The sequence below is a fragment of the Porphyromonas levii genome, from assembly GCF_018206105.1.
Taxonomy (GTDB): Bacteria; Bacteroidota; Bacteroidia; order Bacteroidales; family Porphyromonadaceae; genus Porphyromonas_A; species Porphyromonas_A levii.
The window spans coordinates 12,287-29,962 of sequence record NZ_JADRGN010000011.1 but is presented as its reverse complement, the minus strand read 5'-3'; the positions used below and the strand labels follow the sequence as shown (position 1 = coordinate 29,962).

Annotated in this window: 18 protein-coding genes; 14 read left to right on the top strand and 4 right to left on the bottom strand. The window is 48.3% G+C overall.

The features are described from left to right. The first annotated feature begins 178 nt into the window (after window positions 1-178). From IX315_RS03835 to recA, 3 genes are read left to right on the top strand one after another with little or no spacing between them, the layout of a single operon-like run. Window positions 179-1,375: a saccharopine dehydrogenase family protein gene (locus IX315_RS03835; protein ID WP_134849403.1), complete on the top strand. Its 1,197-nt coding sequence runs from the start codon at window positions 179-181 to the stop codon at window positions 1,373-1,375. After that, window positions 1,372-1,845, top strand: a complete 474-nt coding sequence (gene bcp / locus IX315_RS03830; RefSeq protein WP_018358205.1) for a thioredoxin-dependent thiol peroxidase — start codon at window positions 1,372-1,374, stop codon at window positions 1,843-1,845. The genes IX315_RS03835 and bcp overlap by 4 nt, the downstream gene beginning before the upstream one ends. Window positions 1,846-1,854: 9 nt before the next feature. Further along, the gene (gene recA / locus IX315_RS03825) at window positions 1,855-2,880 is read left to right on the top strand and encodes a recombinase RecA (RefSeq protein ID WP_018358204.1); all 1,026 of its coding nucleotides are present in this window, start codon (window positions 1,855-1,857) and stop codon (window positions 2,878-2,880) included. 288 nt (window positions 2,881-3,168) lie between these two features. On the opposite strand, the gene dacB is transcribed toward recA, so the two are convergent. After that, a complete protein-coding gene (dacB, locus tag IX315_RS03820) occupies window positions 3,169-4,602 on the bottom strand; it encodes a D-alanyl-D-alanine carboxypeptidase/D-alanyl-D-alanine endopeptidase (RefSeq protein ID WP_211640805.1) in 1,434 nt (477 codons plus the stop codon). Between the two features lie 68 nt (window positions 4,603-4,670). Here dacB and IX315_RS03815 point away from each other — a divergent pair, with 68 nt between their 5' ends. Further along, a complete protein-coding gene (locus tag IX315_RS03815; RefSeq protein WP_018358405.1) occupies window positions 4,671-5,840 on the top strand; it encodes an AI-2E family transporter in 1,170 nt (389 codons plus the stop codon). 91 nt (window positions 5,841-5,931) lie between these two features. On the opposite strand, the gene IX315_RS03810 is transcribed toward IX315_RS03815, so the two are convergent. Next, window positions 5,932-6,636 (bottom strand): lysophospholipid acyltransferase family protein, encoded by a 705-nt coding sequence (locus tag IX315_RS03810; RefSeq protein WP_018358406.1) that lies wholly within the window; start codon window positions 6,634-6,636, stop codon window positions 5,932-5,934. A 550-nt stretch (window positions 6,637-7,186) separates the two neighbouring features. Here IX315_RS03810 and IX315_RS03805 point away from each other — a divergent pair. From IX315_RS03805 to IX315_RS03760, 10 genes are read left to right on the top strand one after another with little or no spacing between them, the layout of a single operon-like run. After that, window positions 7,187-8,275: a DUF4831 family protein gene (locus IX315_RS03805; RefSeq protein WP_018358407.1), complete on the top strand. Its 1,089-nt coding sequence runs from the start codon at window positions 7,187-7,189 to the stop codon at window positions 8,273-8,275. 50 nt (window positions 8,276-8,325) lie between these two features. Continuing rightward, window positions 8,326-9,903: a peptide MFS transporter gene (locus IX315_RS03800; protein WP_134849683.1), complete on the top strand. Its 1,578-nt coding sequence runs from the start codon at window positions 8,326-8,328 to the stop codon at window positions 9,901-9,903. Window positions 9,904-9,929: 26 nt separating this feature from the next. Beyond that, window positions 9,930-10,247 (top strand): hypothetical protein, encoded by a 318-nt coding sequence (locus IX315_RS03795; protein ID WP_134849682.1) that lies wholly within the window; start codon window positions 9,930-9,932, stop codon window positions 10,245-10,247. 55 nt (window positions 10,248-10,302) lie between these two features. Beyond that, window positions 10,303-11,277: a biotin synthase BioB gene (gene bioB / locus IX315_RS03790; protein WP_211637712.1), complete on the top strand. Its 975-nt coding sequence runs from the start codon at window positions 10,303-10,305 to the stop codon at window positions 11,275-11,277. Beyond that, entirely contained in the window at window positions 11,274-12,557 is a 1,284-nt protein-coding gene (bioA, locus tag IX315_RS03785) for an adenosylmethionine--8-amino-7-oxononanoate transaminase (RefSeq protein ID WP_211641716.1), read from the top strand. Before bioB ends, bioA begins: the two co-directional genes overlap by 4 nt. Further along, window positions 12,550-13,680, top strand: coding sequence for an aminotransferase class I/II-fold pyridoxal phosphate-dependent enzyme (locus tag IX315_RS03780; RefSeq protein ID WP_211837201.1), 1,131 nt, complete (start codon window positions 12,550-12,552; stop codon window positions 13,678-13,680). The genes bioA and IX315_RS03780 overlap by 8 nt, the downstream gene beginning before the upstream one ends. Beyond that, a complete protein-coding gene (locus IX315_RS03775; RefSeq protein WP_134849678.1) occupies window positions 13,665-14,336 on the top strand; it encodes a DUF452 family protein in 672 nt (223 codons plus the stop codon). Before IX315_RS03780 ends, IX315_RS03775 begins: the two co-directional genes overlap by 16 nt. After that, the gene (locus tag IX315_RS03770) at window positions 14,333-15,109 is read left to right on the top strand and encodes a methyltransferase domain-containing protein (protein WP_211837200.1); all 777 of its coding nucleotides are present in this window, start codon (window positions 14,333-14,335) and stop codon (window positions 15,107-15,109) included. The genes IX315_RS03775 and IX315_RS03770 overlap by 4 nt, the downstream gene beginning before the upstream one ends. Continuing rightward, window positions 15,106-15,771: a dethiobiotin synthase gene (gene bioD / locus IX315_RS03765; RefSeq protein WP_211837199.1), complete on the top strand. Its 666-nt coding sequence runs from the start codon at window positions 15,106-15,108 to the stop codon at window positions 15,769-15,771. Before IX315_RS03770 ends, bioD begins: the two co-directional genes overlap by 4 nt. Window positions 15,772-15,815: 44 nt before the next feature. Next, window positions 15,816-16,217 carry a hypothetical protein gene (locus IX315_RS03760; RefSeq protein ID WP_018358416.1) on the top strand — a complete coding sequence of 134 codons (402 nt, stop codon included), beginning with the start codon at window positions 15,816-15,818 and terminating at the stop codon, window positions 16,215-16,217. 226 nt (window positions 16,218-16,443) lie between these two features. Here IX315_RS03760 and murI read toward each other — a convergent pair whose 3' ends face one another. Both murI and IX315_RS03750 read right to left on the bottom strand, forming a co-directional pair. Further along, window positions 16,444-17,298: a glutamate racemase gene (murI, locus tag IX315_RS03755; protein ID WP_018358417.1), complete on the bottom strand. Its 855-nt coding sequence runs from the start codon at window positions 17,296-17,298 to the stop codon at window positions 16,444-16,446. Continuing rightward, entirely contained in the window at window positions 17,298-17,672 is a 375-nt protein-coding gene (locus IX315_RS03750) for a YccF domain-containing protein (protein WP_018358418.1), read from the bottom strand. The genes murI and IX315_RS03750 overlap by 1 nt, the downstream gene beginning before the upstream one ends. Window positions 17,673-17,676 lie beyond the last annotated feature (4 nt).

The window sequence follows — 17,676 nt, the reverse complement described above, 5'->3', positions numbered from 1 at the left end:
AGAACTTTGGACTTGGTCGCATCATCACTTGTGTGGGTGTGGTCAAGTCCTTTTCATTTATGTTACTTATTCTCTCTCTGTACGATAATAAAACCTTGGCTGGTGGACTCCCCGAATTTTGGTATCTTTGAATGAGAGATTATTTTGAATTTAGAACTAAATTAAATATATAGGAGAAATGAAAGGACGTGTACTCATTATCGGTGCTGGAGGTGTGGGCACTGTAGTGGCAAAGAAGGTGGCTATGAATAGCCATATCTTTACTGATATCATGCTAGCTAGCCGCAACAAAGCTAAGTGCGATGCTATAGCAAGTAAAATCACTGAGGCGAAGATCAAGACTGCCCAAGTAGATGCCGATAAGGTAGAGGAGCTTGTGGCACTGTTCAATGACTTCAAGCCCGAGCTCGTTATCAATGTAGCGCTTCCCTATCAAGATCTAACCATCATGGATGCCTGCCTTGAGTGCGGTGTGAACTACCTAGACACTGCCAATTATGAGCCGCTCGACGAGGCTAAGTATCAGTACAGCTGGCAATGGGCATACCAAGATCGCTTCAAGGAGGCGGGGTTAACTGCTATCCTAGGTTGTGGATTCGACCCAGGTGTAACGAGTGTTTTCACTGCTTATGCAGCTAAGCATCACTTCGACGAGATGCATCAGCTCGATATCGTAGATTGTAATGCGGGTGACCACCACAAGGCTTTTGCAACCAACTTCAACCCCGAAATCAATATCCGTGAGGTGACCCAGAGAGGTAAGTATTGGCAGAATGGCGAGTGGGTAGAGACGGAGCCACTTGAGATACACAAGCCACTCACCTATCCTGAGGTAGGCCCACGTGAGAGCTACCTACTCTATCATGAGGAGCTGGAAAGCTTGGTGAAGAACTTCCCTTCCCTCCAGAGGGCTCGCTTTTGGATGACCTTCGGACAGGAGTACCTTACCCACCTACGTGTGATTCAGAATATCGGTATGGCCAGTATCGAGCCTATCATGTATGAGGGGCGTGAGATTGTACCTATACAGTTCCTCAAAGCTGTGCTGCCCGACCCTAAGGAACTAGGCGAAAACTATACCGGTCAGACCTCTATCGGCTGCCGTATCCGTGGTGTGAAGGATGGCAAGGAGAAGACCTACTACATCTACAATAACTGTAGCCACGAGGCAGCGTACAAGGAGACCGGTGCTCAAGGTGTGAGCTATACCACTGGCGTGCCTGCCACTACGGGAGCAATTATGTTCTTCAAGGGACTATGGAGCGGTGCAGGTGTCTTCAATGTAGAGGAGTTCAACCCAGACCCATTCCTAGAGGAGCTAGCTAAGCAAGGCTTGCCTTGGCACGAACTACACGATATCGACCTTGAGCTATGATTAAGGTAGGCGACAAGATACCCGAACGACTCGGGGTAGACCAAGATGGTAACGAGATCACCCGCGAGAACCTCGCTGGTCAGCGGGTGATACTTTATTTCTACCCTAAGGACAATACCAGTGGCTGCACTGCTCAGGCTTGTAGCCTCAGGGACGGTATTACTGAACTCAAGGAGGCAGGTTATACTGTGATAGGAGTAAGCAAGGATAGCGCCAAAAGTCATAAGGGCTTTATCGAGAAGCATGGGTTACCTTTTCCTCTGATTGCAGATACAGAGACCGAGCTCAACCAAGCGTTTGGTGTTTGGGTAGAAAAGAGCATGTACGGACGTAAGTACATGGGTACTCAGCGCACCACCTTCGTGATTGACGAGGCTGGTGTAGTCAGAGCTATAGTAGCTGGGAAGGATGTCAAGACCAAGGAGCATGCGGCCCAACTCATCAAGATTATTAACGAACTAGACAAATAATATACCCTAATGGCAAAGAAAGATGCAGAGAATATGGCTCTGCAAAACGATAAATTAAAGGCACTCGAAGCGGTGATGGCTAAAATCGAGAAGAACTTCGGTAAGGGCTCGATTATGAATATGGCATCACAGGAGATCCAAGAGATTGATACCATACCTACTGGTTCGCTCACCCTAGATATCGCACTAGGTGTAGGCGGATACCCAAGAGGTAGGATTATTGAGATATATGGGCCAGAGTCTTCGGGTAAAACGACACTAGCCATCCACGCTATAGCAGAATGCCAGAAGCAGGGTGGATTTGCGGCTATCATAGATGCCGAGAATGCCTTCGACCGCTCGTATGCTGAGGCTCTCGGTGTCGATCTCTCTAAGCTCTGGATCTCTCAGCCCGATACAGGCGAGCAGGCTTTGGATATTGCCGAGAACCTGATTCGCTCGTCGGCAATGGACTTGATTGTAATCGACTCCGTAGCTGCGCTCACCCCTAAGGGAGAGATCGAAGGTGATATGGGAGAAAACAGAGTGGGGCTACATGCCCGCTTGATGAGTCAGGCACTCCGCAAGCTCGCAGGTATTATCAATAAGACCCAGACTACTTGTATCTTTATCAATCAGCTACGTGAAAAGATTGGCGCTTACGGTAACCCCGAGACCACTACAGGTGGTAATGCACTGAAGTATTATGCCTCCGTGCGCTTGGATATCCGTAAGGGCACACCTATAAAGGATAGCGACAATGAGGTGATTGGCAACCTTACAAAGGTCAAGGTAGCTAAAAACAAAGTCGCACCCCCATTCCGCAAAGCTGAGTTCGATATCATGTTTGGTGAAGGTATCTCCAAGGTGGGTGAGCTCGTGGACGCTGGCGCCGAAATGGACATTATCCGCAAGAGTGGCTCATGGTACAACTACGAAGATACCAAACTAGGACAGGGACGTGAGGCTGCCAAGGCAACTTTACAGGAAAACCCCGAATTGGCAGAACTCATTGAGAATCAAATAAAAGAGAAGTTAGCCAACAAAGCATCGTAAATATGTTTACGAATAATAGGAAATATTGCTCGATTTCTTAAATATTAAGCCTTTGTTTAGGTGTTATAGAGCAATAGTTTTTCTTTGGTTACGTGCTGGAATGTTATCATCTTTGTGGTGTCAAAAAGCATAACCTAATCAATCTTTCTTACCTAACATCCTAATATATTGTGGAACAACCGTCAGAAGCCGTACGAGAGTACGGCTTTTGTCGTTTTATAGAGTGAGGGCTACGCAGTACAATAGATTATGTACTACGTAGCCCTTACTTTATGATTACGGCATCGACTACCTCAGACCAAACGACTCCAAGAGTACCTGCTCCATAGCCTTACGTATTGTAGAGGCGCTACCATAGAAGTTATTCACCATAAGGGCAACAGTATAAGTCTTGCCACCGAGCTCTACGTATCCAGCATAGCAAACCACGTTACGCAGTGTGCCACTCTTGAGGCGAGCCTTGCCCTGTAGTGGTGTATTCTTAAGGAATATAGTGAGCGTACCATCCATACCAGCACGAGGGAGCAATCGCATATACACCCCACTCTTGTCGGCTCTGTAAACCTTTCCCAGCATAGCCGCTAGAAAATGAGTGGTCACTCTATCCTGAGTACTCAGCCCCGATCCATCCACCATCTCCAGCTCATCGGTATCCAGTCCACGCCCCTTCCAGTAGCTCTTCACCTCCTCAATGGCAGTCTGAGTAGGGTTATGCCCAGGGAGTGGCGTCTTCCCAATAGCCAATTGTCGTAGCATCCCCTCGGCAAATAGGTTGTGGCTGTACACCAAAGTAATCTCCATGAGCTCCCTTATCGAAGGAGACTCAAAAGTATAGAGTAACTCTCCTCTCCCCTTCATCGTCTCGGCAGTAGTCGCCTTGCCACTTACCGGTACCCCTTGTTTATTGAGGAAGCTCCTCAGCCTATGTGCAATAAATAATGGAGGATTAGGCATAGCCCCTCGCACCTGTAGCTTGGCTACATTGGCAGGGTAAGCCCCTGTGATAGGGTAACTCCCATCAGGCAATACAAATGGGCTAATATAGATAGAGTCTCTCCTCCGAGTGCTCGTAATGTCATACATTTTGGTGAGCTTCAGTTCAGGTATTTCTGGTTCCACCGAAAAGCCCCGTCCGTTCTCCGTAAAGTGGATTGAATAACTATTGTCATAAGCATTGAGCTCCCATAACCCTGCAGCATAAGCATTGCCCATATCGTAAGCCAGCCATTTCGGATTATTAGCCTGAAAATCGCTCCTAGGCACAATCGCTATCACATCTCCCGAAATCTCAGTGATTCCCTTTGCCTTTAGCCCTTGCGCCACCTGCTTAAAGAAAACATCCTGATCTCTATTCCAAAAATAGCGTGAACCAATAGAGGGGTCTCCTTGACCCACAATATATATATCCCCTTCCACCTTGCCATTCTCAAGCCTCCCATTCGTCCTAATCTCCGTAGGTATTCTACCTGCGCCGCCCTTCTGGCTCCATAGCGTAGCAGTGCTCACCAGCTTCATCGTGCTAGCGGGTGTCATCAAATGGTGATCCCTAATCCCCACGAGTACCTCCCCTGTCTCTGCATCTTGAATAGAGAGCGACCAAAAAGAGCGCTCCAATCCCGCTGGCTCAGATGGTGTGTAGATAGCTTGTGCCGATACACTAGTTCCTATAAGAAGTAGACAAAATAATCCAATCCCCTTCAAAACATCATTTCCTTTCATCATAAATATTTATCTTTGCTACAAATATAAACAAATTGAGGTGTATAGTCCTCTGTACAAATATTAAAAGTATGAAACCAAGAAAGATTGAGGAGTTTTTCCAACAACCCTTTACCTTCGATAGGGTAGCAAGAATAATCTTCGTGCTATTACTTGTGGGTGCCCTACTATTTGCCACAGCCTATCTTGCCAATTTCCTCGCACCATTTGTGCTGGCTTGGCTTCTTGCATACCTTATGTTGCCACTAGTGAAGTGGTTTCAGACCAAGCTCAAGGTAAAACCCCGTTGGCTAGCTGTAACGCTCGTGCTATTACTCACCCTTGGCGTGCTTATTGGTGTGCTCGCCATCCTTATCCCTAGTATCACCAAGGAGATCAACCGTGGTTGGGTCATGCTTCAGGAGTATAATATCGGAGCCTACCTTATCGGTTTGCTCCCCGAAGGGGTTAGAAGCAAGAGCGAACTCCTCGCTAAGCTAGAAGCTCTTGCCTACAGTGTCAATATCCAAGAGCTAGTCACCTCTATCGAAGGCATATTCAGTAGGGGTTGGGGACTATTGCAAGGTACATTTACAGCCATCTCAGGAGCTATGGTCATCTTTATCTTCCTCTTCTACTTCGTATTTATGCTCATCGATTACGATAAAGTACGACAAGGATTTATCGATATGCTCCCTGAGAGCGCTCGCCCTGTCATGCAAGAAACTGGCGATATCATTGGCTACTTTGTCAATACTTATTTCCGCGGACAAGCCTTGATTTCGCTCATCTGTGGCGTTATCCTAGCCATTGGTTTCGCCATTATAGGGTTGCCAATGGGTATCACGCTTGGGCTATTTATAGGGTTGCTCAATATGATTCCCTACTTACAGATCCTAGGCTATATCCCACTAGTACTCCTAGTAGGGCTACAGGCGGTAGCTACAGGCGAAAACTTTTTCCTCCTCCTCCTCTTTGCCTCAATAGTGGTGATTATTAGTGAAGTGATACAGTCCTTTATTCTCACCCCAACCATCCAGGGGCAGAGCCTCGGCATCCACCCTATCGCTATCATGCTATCCCTTACAGTGTGGGGTGCTATCTTTGGCTTCCTCGGCATGCTCTTCGCCCTCCCCCTCACCATGATCTTCTATACGCTCTACATGAAGTATATCGTAGGCAGTCCTACCGACCTTGATACTCACCTAAGAGAAGAGATGGCAAGGAGAAACCGACAGAGGCTTCTCCGTCGTAGGAGGTAGCGCGCTTTCCCTCGCTCCTCCCCAAAAGTAGTGTACCGATAGCCCCTCACTGGAAGGCTATCGGTACACTACTTTTTAGGGAAGAGAGGCGTTACTCCAATCTGCTCCTTACCTCTTGCATCAGCTCCTCTATTGTTTTTCCCTTATCGGTCTCAATAGGAGGGAAGAATTGTAGGCTCAGTCGTCCCCAATGCAGATCCCAAGTACCACGTTTTAAGATCTCAAAACCGCCCTTGATCTTGGCAGGCACTATAGGCACGCCAGTCTCCATAGCCACCTTGAAAGCCCCCTTTCTCAGTCTATCCAATCGCCCAGTGAGCGTTCTGCTCCCTTCTGGAAACATAAAGATATGGTACCCATTCTCAATAGCCTTCTCGCAGTCCTCCACCACACGCTTAGCGCCCGAAGGCGTATTATCCACAAATATAAAGCCAATCTTTTCGCACGCCCACCCCACGAAAGGGATATTTCTGAGCGAACCCTTCATCACCCACTTAAACCGCACGCCAGCATATCCATAGAGGAGAAATATATCCATAGCACTCGTATGGTTGGGCGCCACCACAGTAGGACGATCCTTAGGGAGATACTCCCTTCCTATCACCTTTACAGGAATAAGCAGAACCCATAACGTTAGCTTACTCCATATCCTACCTGGCCAATAACCAAATATTCGCTCCGCACCAGCAATACTGCCAAGTGCTGATATCACAGCTGTGAGTATCGTGAGCACCACAAAGATTGGCAAGGCGACCAATACGACATAAATGAGATATAAGATTCTCTTCAAGTTCATCAGACTGTACCGTTGATTGTTAAGTATACTACACAATGTATATTACAAAGATACGATTTTTCCGCACTGCAAATGAATTCAATTATATCTCCGTACGCATTATTACCTATATATCCCTTCAGCTGGTGCTAAACACCTAAGGAAACAAAGATAAGTGGATACACATTTTTAGCTCTCACAAGAGAACTTCATGATCCAATAGATACTGCTCCAATTGGATATCGGCACTTACTGAATGTGAACTGCCATATCCGGCAAACTTATTCCTAGGAATAAAAATATTTATTCCTAGAGATAAATATTTTTATTTGTACAGAAAAATAAATTTATTCCTAGGAATAAATTTTGCTCCTTGCGCGAGCCAAAACGCATGCTCTAGTGAGCGCTTTTTGCCACGACTATTACCGTGGCTACCATCTTCGCCTACAGCTTGGCGGAGTCCATCATTATTGCGCCAACCTCATATTTAGGCTGATTCTAGCTGAGTTAATAGATTCTAACTAGTAAGTTTTTGTTATATTTGTCGGTAATCTGTATTTCGGGATCAAGTATGATGAGGATAAATAGGATTTTAGCGGCTGTTATCGTGTCGCTTGTTCTCTGGAGTGGCAGTGCTGCCCAGAGAGTAGAGCGATACAGTGTTGCCGCACTCAACGACAATAGGGTCGTGTATGCCCTGCCGCTTACCCATCTCTACTTACAGGTAGAGCTAGAGAAAGTGATAGAGCAACCCGGAGAGCTATCGCTCTATGCCGAGCGCTTCCTCGGTAGTCGGGATGCTATCATAGAGCCTGCTACATATTATCAGCTTAAGGGACTAAACCTTGGGGCTTATGGTGTAGCTGATCCCGATCAAAGGTACTCTATCGACTTCAAGAAAAACAGCACAGCCACGGATGTCTCTCTCACTAAAGAGGGCATACTGATAGGTGTCAATGTAAATACCACTGACGTAGTACAGCTTCCTGAAACGAAGAAGCCAATGATTGGGCGTACCGACGACCTCTCGTCTCGTATGCTACCCCCTGAGTATATCCAGGCTACAACGATAGCGGCAAAGGCACAGATCCTTGCCGATGAGATATACCGCACCCGAGAGAGTCGCAACTTGGTCATTAGCGGTGAGTCGGAGCAGCCTTTTGCTGATGGCGAGGCACTTAAGATCGCTGTGGAACGACTGGATCAGAGGGAGCGGGCTTTCATGGGGCTATTCAATGGTATTAGGCAGAGCGCTGAGGGCGTGGAGGTGGTCGCCAATCTATCGGCTACCGAGGAGGGGCACCGTGTGGTGGCTCGCTTCTCAGAGCAGTTGGGGCTCCTCACTCACGACGACCTTAGGGGCGAACCTATCTATCTCGATCTAGAGATTATAGAGCAAGCCCCTCAGCTAGAGGAGCGGGAGCAAAGCAAGCTCCAAAAGCGCTTGGAGAAAGGTATCACCTACCGTGTCCCTGGACTAGTAAGGGCGACTGTGACTTTCCGTGGCGAGCGTATGGTATCTAAGGAGATACCGGTAGCCCAGCTTGGTAGCCTTGAGGCTCTAGATATGGTACTCTTTACCACTAAGGGTAAAAATACGTCCGTAGAGTTTTATCCCAGCAATGGAGGGCTCAAGGAGGTACGAGAAATCCACCAGTAATAGACAATTAATTTAACTCAAATATTAACTTACAAACAAAAGCTTACAACATGTTTAAAGAACATCCTAAAGGATTGGTGGCGGCTGCTCTCAGCAACATGGGAGAACGCTTCGGCTACTACATTATGAATGCAGTTTTACTGTTGTTCTTATCTTCTAAGTTCGGTATCAGTGATGAAATCTCTGGCTGGATTTATGCTGTTTTCTATTTCTTAATTTACGTATTAAGTTTGCCTGGTGGTATCATTGCTGATAGGACACAGAACTACAAAGGAACCATCATATCTGGACTAATCGTGATGGCAGTTGGTTATGGATTGCTCTCTATTCCTATATTATCAACATCAGCTAATATTGGTTGGTTATTGCCTTTTACTTGCTTTACTTTGCTTATCATTGCTGCTGGTAATGGTTTATTCAAAGGGAACCTTCAGGCAATCATCGGACAGATGTACGATAACTTCGAGGCAGAAGCTGCGAAAAAGGACGAAGCTGCTTTGAAGATAGCAAAAGACAAGCGTGATGCAGGCTTCCAAATCTTTTATGTATTTATCAATATAGGGGGGTTGATTGCACCTTTCATCGCACCTACACTACGTAGCTGGTGGCTCGGAAGAAATGGTTTTACCTACAATTCTGATCTTCCTGCACTTTGCCATAAATATATTGGGAATGCAGCAGAGATGACATCTACAGATATGAGCAATCTAACTGAGCTTATCTCTAAAGTCCAAATTAACCCACAGCCAATTGCGGCAGATCAAATAGCAGATTTTTGCCAAAGCTACTTAGAGGTGTTCAATACAGGTGTTCACTATTCGTTTGTAGCATCTGTAATTGCGATGTTGCTCTCGTTGGTTATCTTCTTGATGAATAAGAAGACTCTTCCTACTCCTGTGAAGAAGGACAAGAAAGTTGTAGTTGAATACACTCCAGAAGAGAAAATAGCCCAAGCGACAGAAATAAAGCAAAGATTATATGCTCTGTTTGCAGTATTGGGTGTCGCAGTATTCTTCTGGTTCTCTTTCCACCAAAACGGTCAGTCGTTATCTGTATTTGCTAGAGACTTTGTCAACACCAAGAATGTAGCTCCAGAGATATGGCAGGCTATTAATCCTGGTTTTGTAATCCTTCTTACGCCACTTATTATGTGGTTCTTTGGAAGGTTAGCCAAACGAGGTAAAGAAATTAGCACTCCTAGGAAGATTGCTATTGGTATGTTTGTGGCAGCTTCAGCTTACATCTTTCTGATGATTGTAGCAATGATATTTGAATACCCATCTGCAAAAGAATTCGTTTCTTGGGATGTAAATGTGCGCGATGCGATGAAGGCCAGCCCATGGGTTCTTATCGTTACCTACTTCTTCTTGACTTCTGCTGAGTTGTTCATATCTCCTCTCGGATTGTCATTTGTTTCCAAGATTGCTCCAAAGCACCTGCAAGGTATTTGCCAAGGCTTGTGGCTGACTGCGACAGCGATAGGCAACTTATTTATTGCCTTGGGAGTGACTATGCTAAATCGCTTCCCAGAACAATGGATGACTTGGGCGGTATTTGCTGGCTTCTGTCTCATCTCCATGGGAGTTATGCTCTCTATGGTGAAGTGGCTTGAGAAGGTCACCAAGTAATCACTTAGATTAAATAACTTGGATAGGTGATGCACAAGCACACGCTATTGGGACAAAGAAAGGCTTTCCGCTTCACTCGCTGGAGCAGAAACGCTGCTGCCTCTTTTCACTCTATAAAGATGGTCGTGAATATAGGGCAACTACGTGCCAATGTGCTTGAGCGAATCGCCCTCAAGTGCGCCAATGCCATCCGTGCCCTTCTCGTAGGGCGCAGGATGGTGGTCGAAACTATCGAGAGCGAAGACGCCTTGGATGCCGTCCCACCAGACCTACTGGAGGAGCTCATGATAGCTCCCACGGCATCCGAAGTAGTAGCAACGGCTTCACCTATTCAGACACCCTAACACTTAGGTGTGCCTAGGCTCATGTATGCCTAGGCACACCTTTTTACTTTTACACATGAATATTGCAGATAGAATAATAGGGGGAGAAAGAATTACTTCAGTGACTGAGCTGCTCCAAATTGTAGAGCAGACACCAAGAGAGGAGCTATTCAAGGCTTGTCATCGTATCACGAGGGAGCTCTCGGGTAATGGTTTCGATACTTGCTCTATCATCAACGTAAAGAGCGGACAGTGTAGCGAGGACTGCCATTGGTGCACTCAGAGTGGGCACTTCGCTACCAATTGCGAAACCTATCCAATACTTCCCGAGGAGGAGGTATTGGCACTCGCTAAGCACAATGAGCGTGTAGGCATCAAGCGCTACAGCCTAGTAGCTAGCGGCAAACGCCCTTCAGAAAAAGAGGTATCTACCTATGCGCCTATGTACCGCAGGCTAAGAGAGGAGACTGGTCTACAGCTCTGCGCCTCCTTGGGGCTAGCCTCCCGAGAGACACTCAGGGAACTAAGGGAGGCGGGGTGCACAACCTATCACTGCAATATGGAGAGTGCACCAAGCCATTTCCCTAACCTCTGCTCCACTCATACGCAGGCGCAGAAAGAGCAGACCCTACGCGACGCACAGGCGGTAGGTATGCGGCGCTGTAGCGGTGGTATTATCGGCATGGGAGAGTCGCGTGAGCAGAGGGCAGAGTTCGCCCTATATCTCGCCGCTTTGGGCATAGAGAGTATCCCTATCAATATACTACATCCGATGCCTGGTACACCGCTCGAGCATGAGGAGCACCTATCGGCGGAGGAGGTACTATTGGCTATCTGTATCTTTAGAATAGCTAACCCGACTGCTTTCTTGCGCTTCAGTGGAGGGCGTGCTTTACTGAGTATGGAAGTCCAGAAGCAAGCACTCTACATCGGTATCAATGCAGCCATTACTGGTGGACTACTGACCACCACTGCCTCTATTGCCGAACGTGATATGCTACTCTTCGCCGAAGCCGATTACGACACCACTAAAGCCACCGACTGGAAATGAATACAAAAGAACTTTTACAGTGGGATAGAAACCACTTGTGGCACCCATACACCTCCACAATAGACCCTCTAGCAGTATATCCTGTAGCCAAAGCCGAAGGGTACACTATCACACTGGAGGATGACACTCAGCTTATCGATGGAATGAGCTCATGGTGGGCAGCCCTCCATGGCTACAATGTACCCGAGCTTAATCAAGCCCTCGCCAATCAGGCGGAGCAAATGTCGCACGTGATGTTTGGGGGACTAACCCACCGCCCTGCCGTAGAGCTAGGTCGGCTATTGGTGGAGAAGATACTCCCAGAGGGTATAGACCAATTGTTTTATGCCGATAGCGGTTCGGTAGCAGTAGAGGTAGCTCTCAAGATGGCGATACAGTATCAGCAGTCGCTAGGAAGTAGAGCCAAAAAGCACTTTGTATCTATCCGAAGTGGCTACCATGGCGATACTTGGCACGCAATGTCGGTATGCGATCCCGATACAAGCATGCACAGCTACTTCTCGGGTACGCTACCGGTGCAGTATTTTGTACCTCAGCCCCACAGTCGGTTTGGCGGCGAATGGCACGCCAATGACCTAGAACCAATGGCGGATCTACTCCGCAAGCATGGCGAGGAGATAGCCGCAATCATCGTAGAGCCTATTGTACAAGGTGCTGGTGGTATGTACTTCTACCACGCTGAGTACCTCAACCAACTGCGTAGACTCGCCAATGAGCACCTCTGCCTCCTTATCTTCGACGAGATAGCCACGGGCTTTGGGCGAACCGGTCAGCTACTCGCCACGTACCACACCGCTATCCTCCCCGATATTATCTGCCTAGGGAAGAGTCTTACAGGCGGATACATGACCCTCTCGGTGGTCGCTACCACCAAGTCCATTGCCGATACTATCTGTAGAGGAGAGGCAGGGTGCTTCATGCACGGACCTACCTTCATGGGCAATCCTTTGGCTTGTGCCGTGGCGAAAAGGTCAATAGAGCTACTCCTCTCCCGTGATTGGCAAGGTCGAGTAAGGGAGATAGAGGCACAGCTTCGCGAAGGTCTTGCTCCGCTGGAGCGTCACCATTCGGTAGCCGAAGTGCGTGTACTCGGTGCCATTGGCGTAGTGGAGATGAAGGAACCAGTAGATATGGCAACCCTTATCCCCAAGTTCGTCGCCCAAGGGATATGGGTGCGCCCATTTGGCAAACTGGTCTACCTGATGCCGCCCTTCCTAGCTATTACCGACGAGGCTCTACACCAACTGATTGAAGGACTCATCAACGTTATCCATGGATAGGTACTTAGAAGCACTCCAGCAGTGTCAGACCGAGGGCACCTACCGCACTATCCCCGAGCTTTCCCTCAGAGGAAAGGAGGTAGAATTGGCGGGGCAATGGTACCTCAACCTCAATAGCAACGACTACCTTGGGCTACTAGATATTCCTCTTTGGCAAAGATTCCTAGAGGAGCAGGGCAACGACTTTCTCCCCTCCAGTGCATCATCGCGCCTCCTTACGGGCAACGACCGCCCCTTTTCGCACTTCGAGCACTACCTCAGTGGGCTCTACCGCTCCGAGAGTGCACTATTGTGGGACAGTGGCTACCATGCCAATAGCGGCATTATCCCGGTTCTCGCCCTTCCCAATACCCTATTTTTAGCCGACAAACTGGTACACGCCAGTATCATTGATGGGCTACGGCTTGCGGGCGCTCCCTTCCAGCGGTATCGGCACAACGACCTAGAGCATCTACGTAAGCTACTGAACCGCTATGCCCACGACTACCAGACCATCTGGGTAGTTACCGAAAGCCTATTCAGCATGGATGGCGACTTTGCTCCACTCCAAGACATAGCAGCACTCAAGGAGGAGTACCCTCACCTTCACCTCTATGTAGACGAGGCTCATGCCGTAGGTGTATACGGAGAGGGTGGTCTCGGATATGCCAGCCAATTGGGGCTTCTCCCAAAGGTCGACCTATTGGTCGGCACTCTCGGAAAAGCCCTAGGGTCGGTCGGCGCTTACTCTATCCAGAGCGACACCCTCCGCCACCTCCTCGTAAGCCGAGCAAGACCACTGATATTCTCCACCGCTCTACCACCTATACAGGTGGCGTGGAGCCAATATGTATTTGAGCAAGTAGCACAAATGGATAGCCGAAGAGCATACCTCAGAGCACTCATCCAGCAACTCAATCAACAGCTCGGCACCCATTTTGAGAGCCAGATTATCCCCCTGATAGTACCAGGGGAGGAGCAGGTACAAAGGGCAGCAGAGCTCTTTCTCAGCCATGGACTCTACATCCGTCCTATTCGCAAACCCACTGTCCCTGCGGGCAGCGAGCGCCTAAGAATATCTCTCACCGCAGCCATGAGCGAAACAGAGGTCACCAAGATAGCTAACTTATGCAGACAAATTTAATACATCAAGAAGGCAACGACCGCCTACTCATATTCTTTACTGGCTGGGGCACAACCCCCGAAGTAGCAGCACACCTACAGCTACCTGAGGGGTGCGACTACCTTACAGCCTATGATTTTCGTACCGTTTCGCCCCAAGAGCTCCCACCCCTAGGGGAATATAAAGAGGTGTATATGGCAGCTTGGAGCATGGGAGTATGGGCGCTAGATACCCTAGCCGAGCATCTACCCAAGCCCACTAAGGCAATTGCCATCAATGGTACCCCTCTCCCCATGAACGACCAGTACGGCATCCCCAATGAGACCTTCCGTGGCACGATGAAGGGATTAGACGATGACAATAGAGAGCGATTCAATCGCCGCATGTGTGGGGGTAAGAAGCTCCTAGCTGTCTTCAATACCTTCGCAGCTCGTAATACCGAAGATCTCAAAGAAGAGCTGAACAGCGCCTACCTCCTAGTCAAGGATCTGCCCGACAATACTCCGCCTAGGCTCGCTTGGAGTGAGGCAATAGTCGGGACGAAAGACCTCGTGGTACCTACTAATAATCAAGTAGCTTACTGGGTGCGGCACCATATCCCCATTCATCTCCTAGAGGGACTAGGGCACTACCCTCTTATGGAGTATCAAAGCTGGGATCAGATCTTCCGACTATGAATATAGATAAGACCATAGTCCTCAATCGCTTCTCCAAGGCACTCATCACCTACGACCAAGAAGCTACTGTGCAGCAGTTGGTGGCGGCAGAGATGCTAGACCTCATCCAAGAAGCTCAACCAGGCTTCGCCCCTCATAGGGTATTAGAGCTTGGGTGTGGTACTGGCTTCCTCTCCAGCTTGATAGCGCAACAATACGGCAAGGGTATCACCAGCCTTACCCTCAATGATATTGTGCCTGAAGCTCGGCAAGTGGTACAGGAACGGCTCGCACAGGACTTCAACTTCCTCCTCGGAGATGCAGAGCGTATTCCCTGGGTAGAGCATCAAGACCTCGTCATCTCCAATTGCTCTATACAGTGGTGGGACAATATGACCCACTACTTCCGAAAGGGGCTACAATACACCCATGAGGGAGCCATTGTGGCGGCCTCAATCTTTGCTCAGGGACACTTCTGGGAACTACAGTCGATACTACCCCAATCGTTGCACTATCCTACACACCAGGAGATAAGCACTCAGCTAGAGGGACTTGGCTACGAACAAATAACGATACGTGGTAGTAGCCGACAGCTAAAGTTTCCCCACCTACTTGCGCTTCTCAAACACATCAAGGCTACAGGCGCCAATGCCTTTACCCAGCAGGTAGAGGGCTCTTGGACGCCAGTCCGACTCCAACAGCTGGAAAGGCTAATGCGTGAGGAGCGTGGTCTATCCGACAGCGCCCCCCTGACCCTAACGTACAAACCACTTATCATAATAGCAAAACGATGAAACTATCAGAAATACTTACGGCACCCGTACACTTCGTATCAGGGATAGATACCGATGCCGGTAAGAGCATTGCCACCGGCTGGCTCAGTCGACAGTTACTATCAGAGGGGGTCAATGTGATTACCCAAAAACTGGTGCAGACAGGTTGTATCGAGATGAGCGATGACATCCTCACGCACCGTAAAATAGAGGGGCGTGAACTACTACCCGAGGATATCGACCATACAACCCACCCTATCCTATACGCCAAACCCGCTTCGCCACATATCGCTGCCGAACTAGAGGGTACTACGGTAGATATTTCGCTGGCGACCCAGTCTACAGCACAGCTTATTGGGAAGTACGAAAAGGTACTCCTCGAGGGAGCTGGAGGGCTTATGGTGCCTATCACCCGAGACCTACTTACCCTAGAGTATGTAGCGGGGCAGAAGCTCCCTGTGATTCTCGTAACCACAGCACAGCTCGGTAGTATCAATCATACCCTCCTTAGCCTCGAAGCTATCGCTAGTCGAGGGCTAGAGATTCCTCTTGTGGTATACAACGAGGGACTCACCTACGACCCTATCGTCACCGAGGATAGCCGCGAATACCTTCGTACCTACCTCGCTACAAATTATCCTACTACTCACTTCCTAGTCTTACCCCGTATAGAACTAGTGTGAGCCGGTAATATTTCACTAACCATTCAAACGAATAACGAACGAATATGAAGAAAAGTATTTTATTCCTACTGACCTCCGCAATGCTGGCAATTGGGCTCTTGAGCTGTAATGGAGATAAACCTGTAGGAAGCTCCCTTACGGGTACAAGCTGGCAACACATAGAGAGAGAAAAAGGGGCTGACGGCAAACTCGTCTGTATCATTACTTGGACACTCACATTCAATACGAATGATGCGGTGACCGAAGTGATAGACTACAAGTATGTGATGGATACTACAAAATCCTACAAGGATGAAGCACAATACGAGTACCACTACAAGGACTTCCAAGGAGCTCTAGTCTACAAAGATGAAAAGGCACCCTTTGTGGTCAGCAAAGACTTCAGCGTGCTAACGGTCACCCCTGAGGACGAAGGCCCATTAGCCTTTACCCGACTGCTACTCTAGCGAGGACTAATCACGGCTCGCCTGAGCAGCGAAATTTTTCTCTAGGAATAAACATTTTTATTTCTAGAGATAAATATTTTTATTTGTACAGAAAGATAAATTTATTCCTAGGAATAAATTTGCCCGATACCGCAAGCCACAGCATGCGCATTAGCTATTACAAAGAAAGGGGATGTATTACGGATGTTTATTTGGACAGCGTTAGCTACGTTTGGGAATAGCTATTTTAGTAGTCGCTGAGGGAGACGTGATTAACCACTTCGCTATTGACGTGGTTGGGCATGAAGTAATCCGCCATGGTAGCAAAGCGTTGGTCGTTCTCAGTAGTACAATAGGTGGTAGCACCATTTTTACTAAGCCGTCTATCCATCTCTGGATGGCGTTGTAGATAGTCTTGGAGCGAATGAGCCACGATTGCCCCTTGGGGTATCACTTGGATATGTTCTGGAAGAGCTTGATGAATACGAGGGAGAAGCATAGGATAGTGGGTACATGCCAGCACTAGGGCTTGCATATCGGGCGACATCTGTTGTAATGCTGCTAGATCTCGCTGTACAAAGTAATTGACCCCAGGATTATCGCCTATCTCGCCTCTCTCTACAAGGGCTGCCCAAAGTGGGGTCGCCTTCTGGACGAGGTGGACATTAGGCGCATATTTCTCCGTCTCTATCTGATAGGAGTTGCTTGCTACCGTAGCTTCGGTAGCTACAAGCCCGACCTCCATGTGACCATTGGCAGACTGCTGTCCAAGGTACTCCACTGTGGGTCGGATAACGCCTAACACACGCCGAGTAGGGTCGCTGCTATTGGGTAGGTCGCACATCTGTATCTGCCGAAGGGCTCTTGCCGAAGCGGTATTACAAGCAAGGATAACAAGCGGACACCCTTGGGAAAACAGATAGTTGACCCCCTGCCGTGTATACTTATAGATAAGCTCAAAGGAGTGCGAACCGTATGGTGCGCGGGCATTATCCCCCAGATACAAGTAATCGTACTGAGGCAGAATGCGTTGGAGCTCACTCAATACCGTAAGCCCTCCGTAACCAGAGTCGAAAACTCCTATTGCCTTTCTCTCACTCATCAAGCTAGAATCTCTACCTCTCTACCAAAGGGAGCAAAGGCTACTTTGGCAAACTTGAAGTGCTTTTGTCCCCAAGGAATTCCTATGATGGTAATAAAGAGTATTACTCCTATTAGGATATGGGTAAGCGCAATCCAGATACCTGCAAGAAGTGCCCAAAGCACATTACCAATAACACCGATAGGGTTGGTGCTCGCACCTGATACCTTACTCCCGAAAGGGAAGAGCATCACAAGGCCTAGCTTGAAGAGCTGTAGCCCAAGCGGTATACCGATGATCGTTACACATAGTACGAGTCCCGCACTGAAATACTCAAGGGCAGTAGCAATGCCGCCAAAGAGCCACCAAATGATATTGCCTAATAACTTCCCCATACTG

Coding starts and splice junctions, on each gene's coding strand:
- IX315_RS03835 (WP_134849403.1), top strand. CDS start 179: ATGAAAGGACGTGTACTCATTATCGGTGCTGGAGGTGTGGGCACTGTA.
- bcp (WP_018358205.1), top strand. CDS start 1,372: ATGATTAAGGTAGGCGACAAGATACCCGAACGACTCGGGGTAGACCAA.
- recA (WP_018358204.1), top strand. CDS start 1,855: ATGGCAAAGAAAGATGCAGAGAATATGGCTCTGCAAAACGATAAATTA.
- dacB (WP_211640805.1), bottom strand. CDS start 4,602: ATGATGAAAGGAAATGATGTTTTGAAGGGGATTGGATTATTTTGTCTA.
- IX315_RS03815 (WP_018358405.1), top strand. CDS start 4,671: ATGAAACCAAGAAAGATTGAGGAGTTTTTCCAACAACCCTTTACCTTC.
- IX315_RS03810 (WP_018358406.1), bottom strand. CDS start 6,636: ATGAACTTGAAGAGAATCTTATATCTCATTTATGTCGTATTGGTCGCC.
- IX315_RS03805 (WP_018358407.1), top strand. CDS start 7,187: ATGATGAGGATAAATAGGATTTTAGCGGCTGTTATCGTGTCGCTTGTT.
- IX315_RS03800 (WP_134849683.1), top strand. CDS start 8,326: ATGTTTAAAGAACATCCTAAAGGATTGGTGGCGGCTGCTCTCAGCAAC.
- bioB (WP_211637712.1), top strand. CDS start 10,303: ATGAATATTGCAGATAGAATAATAGGGGGAGAAAGAATTACTTCAGTG.
- bioA (WP_211641716.1), top strand. CDS start 11,274: ATGAATACAAAAGAACTTTTACAGTGGGATAGAAACCACTTGTGGCAC.
- IX315_RS03780 (WP_211837201.1), top strand. CDS start 12,550: ATGGATAGGTACTTAGAAGCACTCCAGCAGTGTCAGACCGAGGGCACC.
- IX315_RS03775 (WP_134849678.1), top strand. CDS start 13,665: ATGCAGACAAATTTAATACATCAAGAAGGCAACGACCGCCTACTCATA.
- IX315_RS03770 (WP_211837200.1), top strand. CDS start 14,333: ATGAATATAGATAAGACCATAGTCCTCAATCGCTTCTCCAAGGCACTC.
- bioD (WP_211837199.1), top strand. CDS start 15,106: ATGAAACTATCAGAAATACTTACGGCACCCGTACACTTCGTATCAGGG.
- IX315_RS03760 (WP_018358416.1), top strand. CDS start 15,816: ATGAAGAAAAGTATTTTATTCCTACTGACCTCCGCAATGCTGGCAATT.
- murI (WP_018358417.1), bottom strand. CDS start 17,298: ATGAGTGAGAGAAAGGCAATAGGAGTTTTCGACTCTGGTTACGGAGGG.
- IX315_RS03750 (WP_018358418.1), bottom strand. CDS start 17,672: ATGGGGAAGTTATTAGGCAATATCATTTGGTGGCTCTTTGGCGGCATT.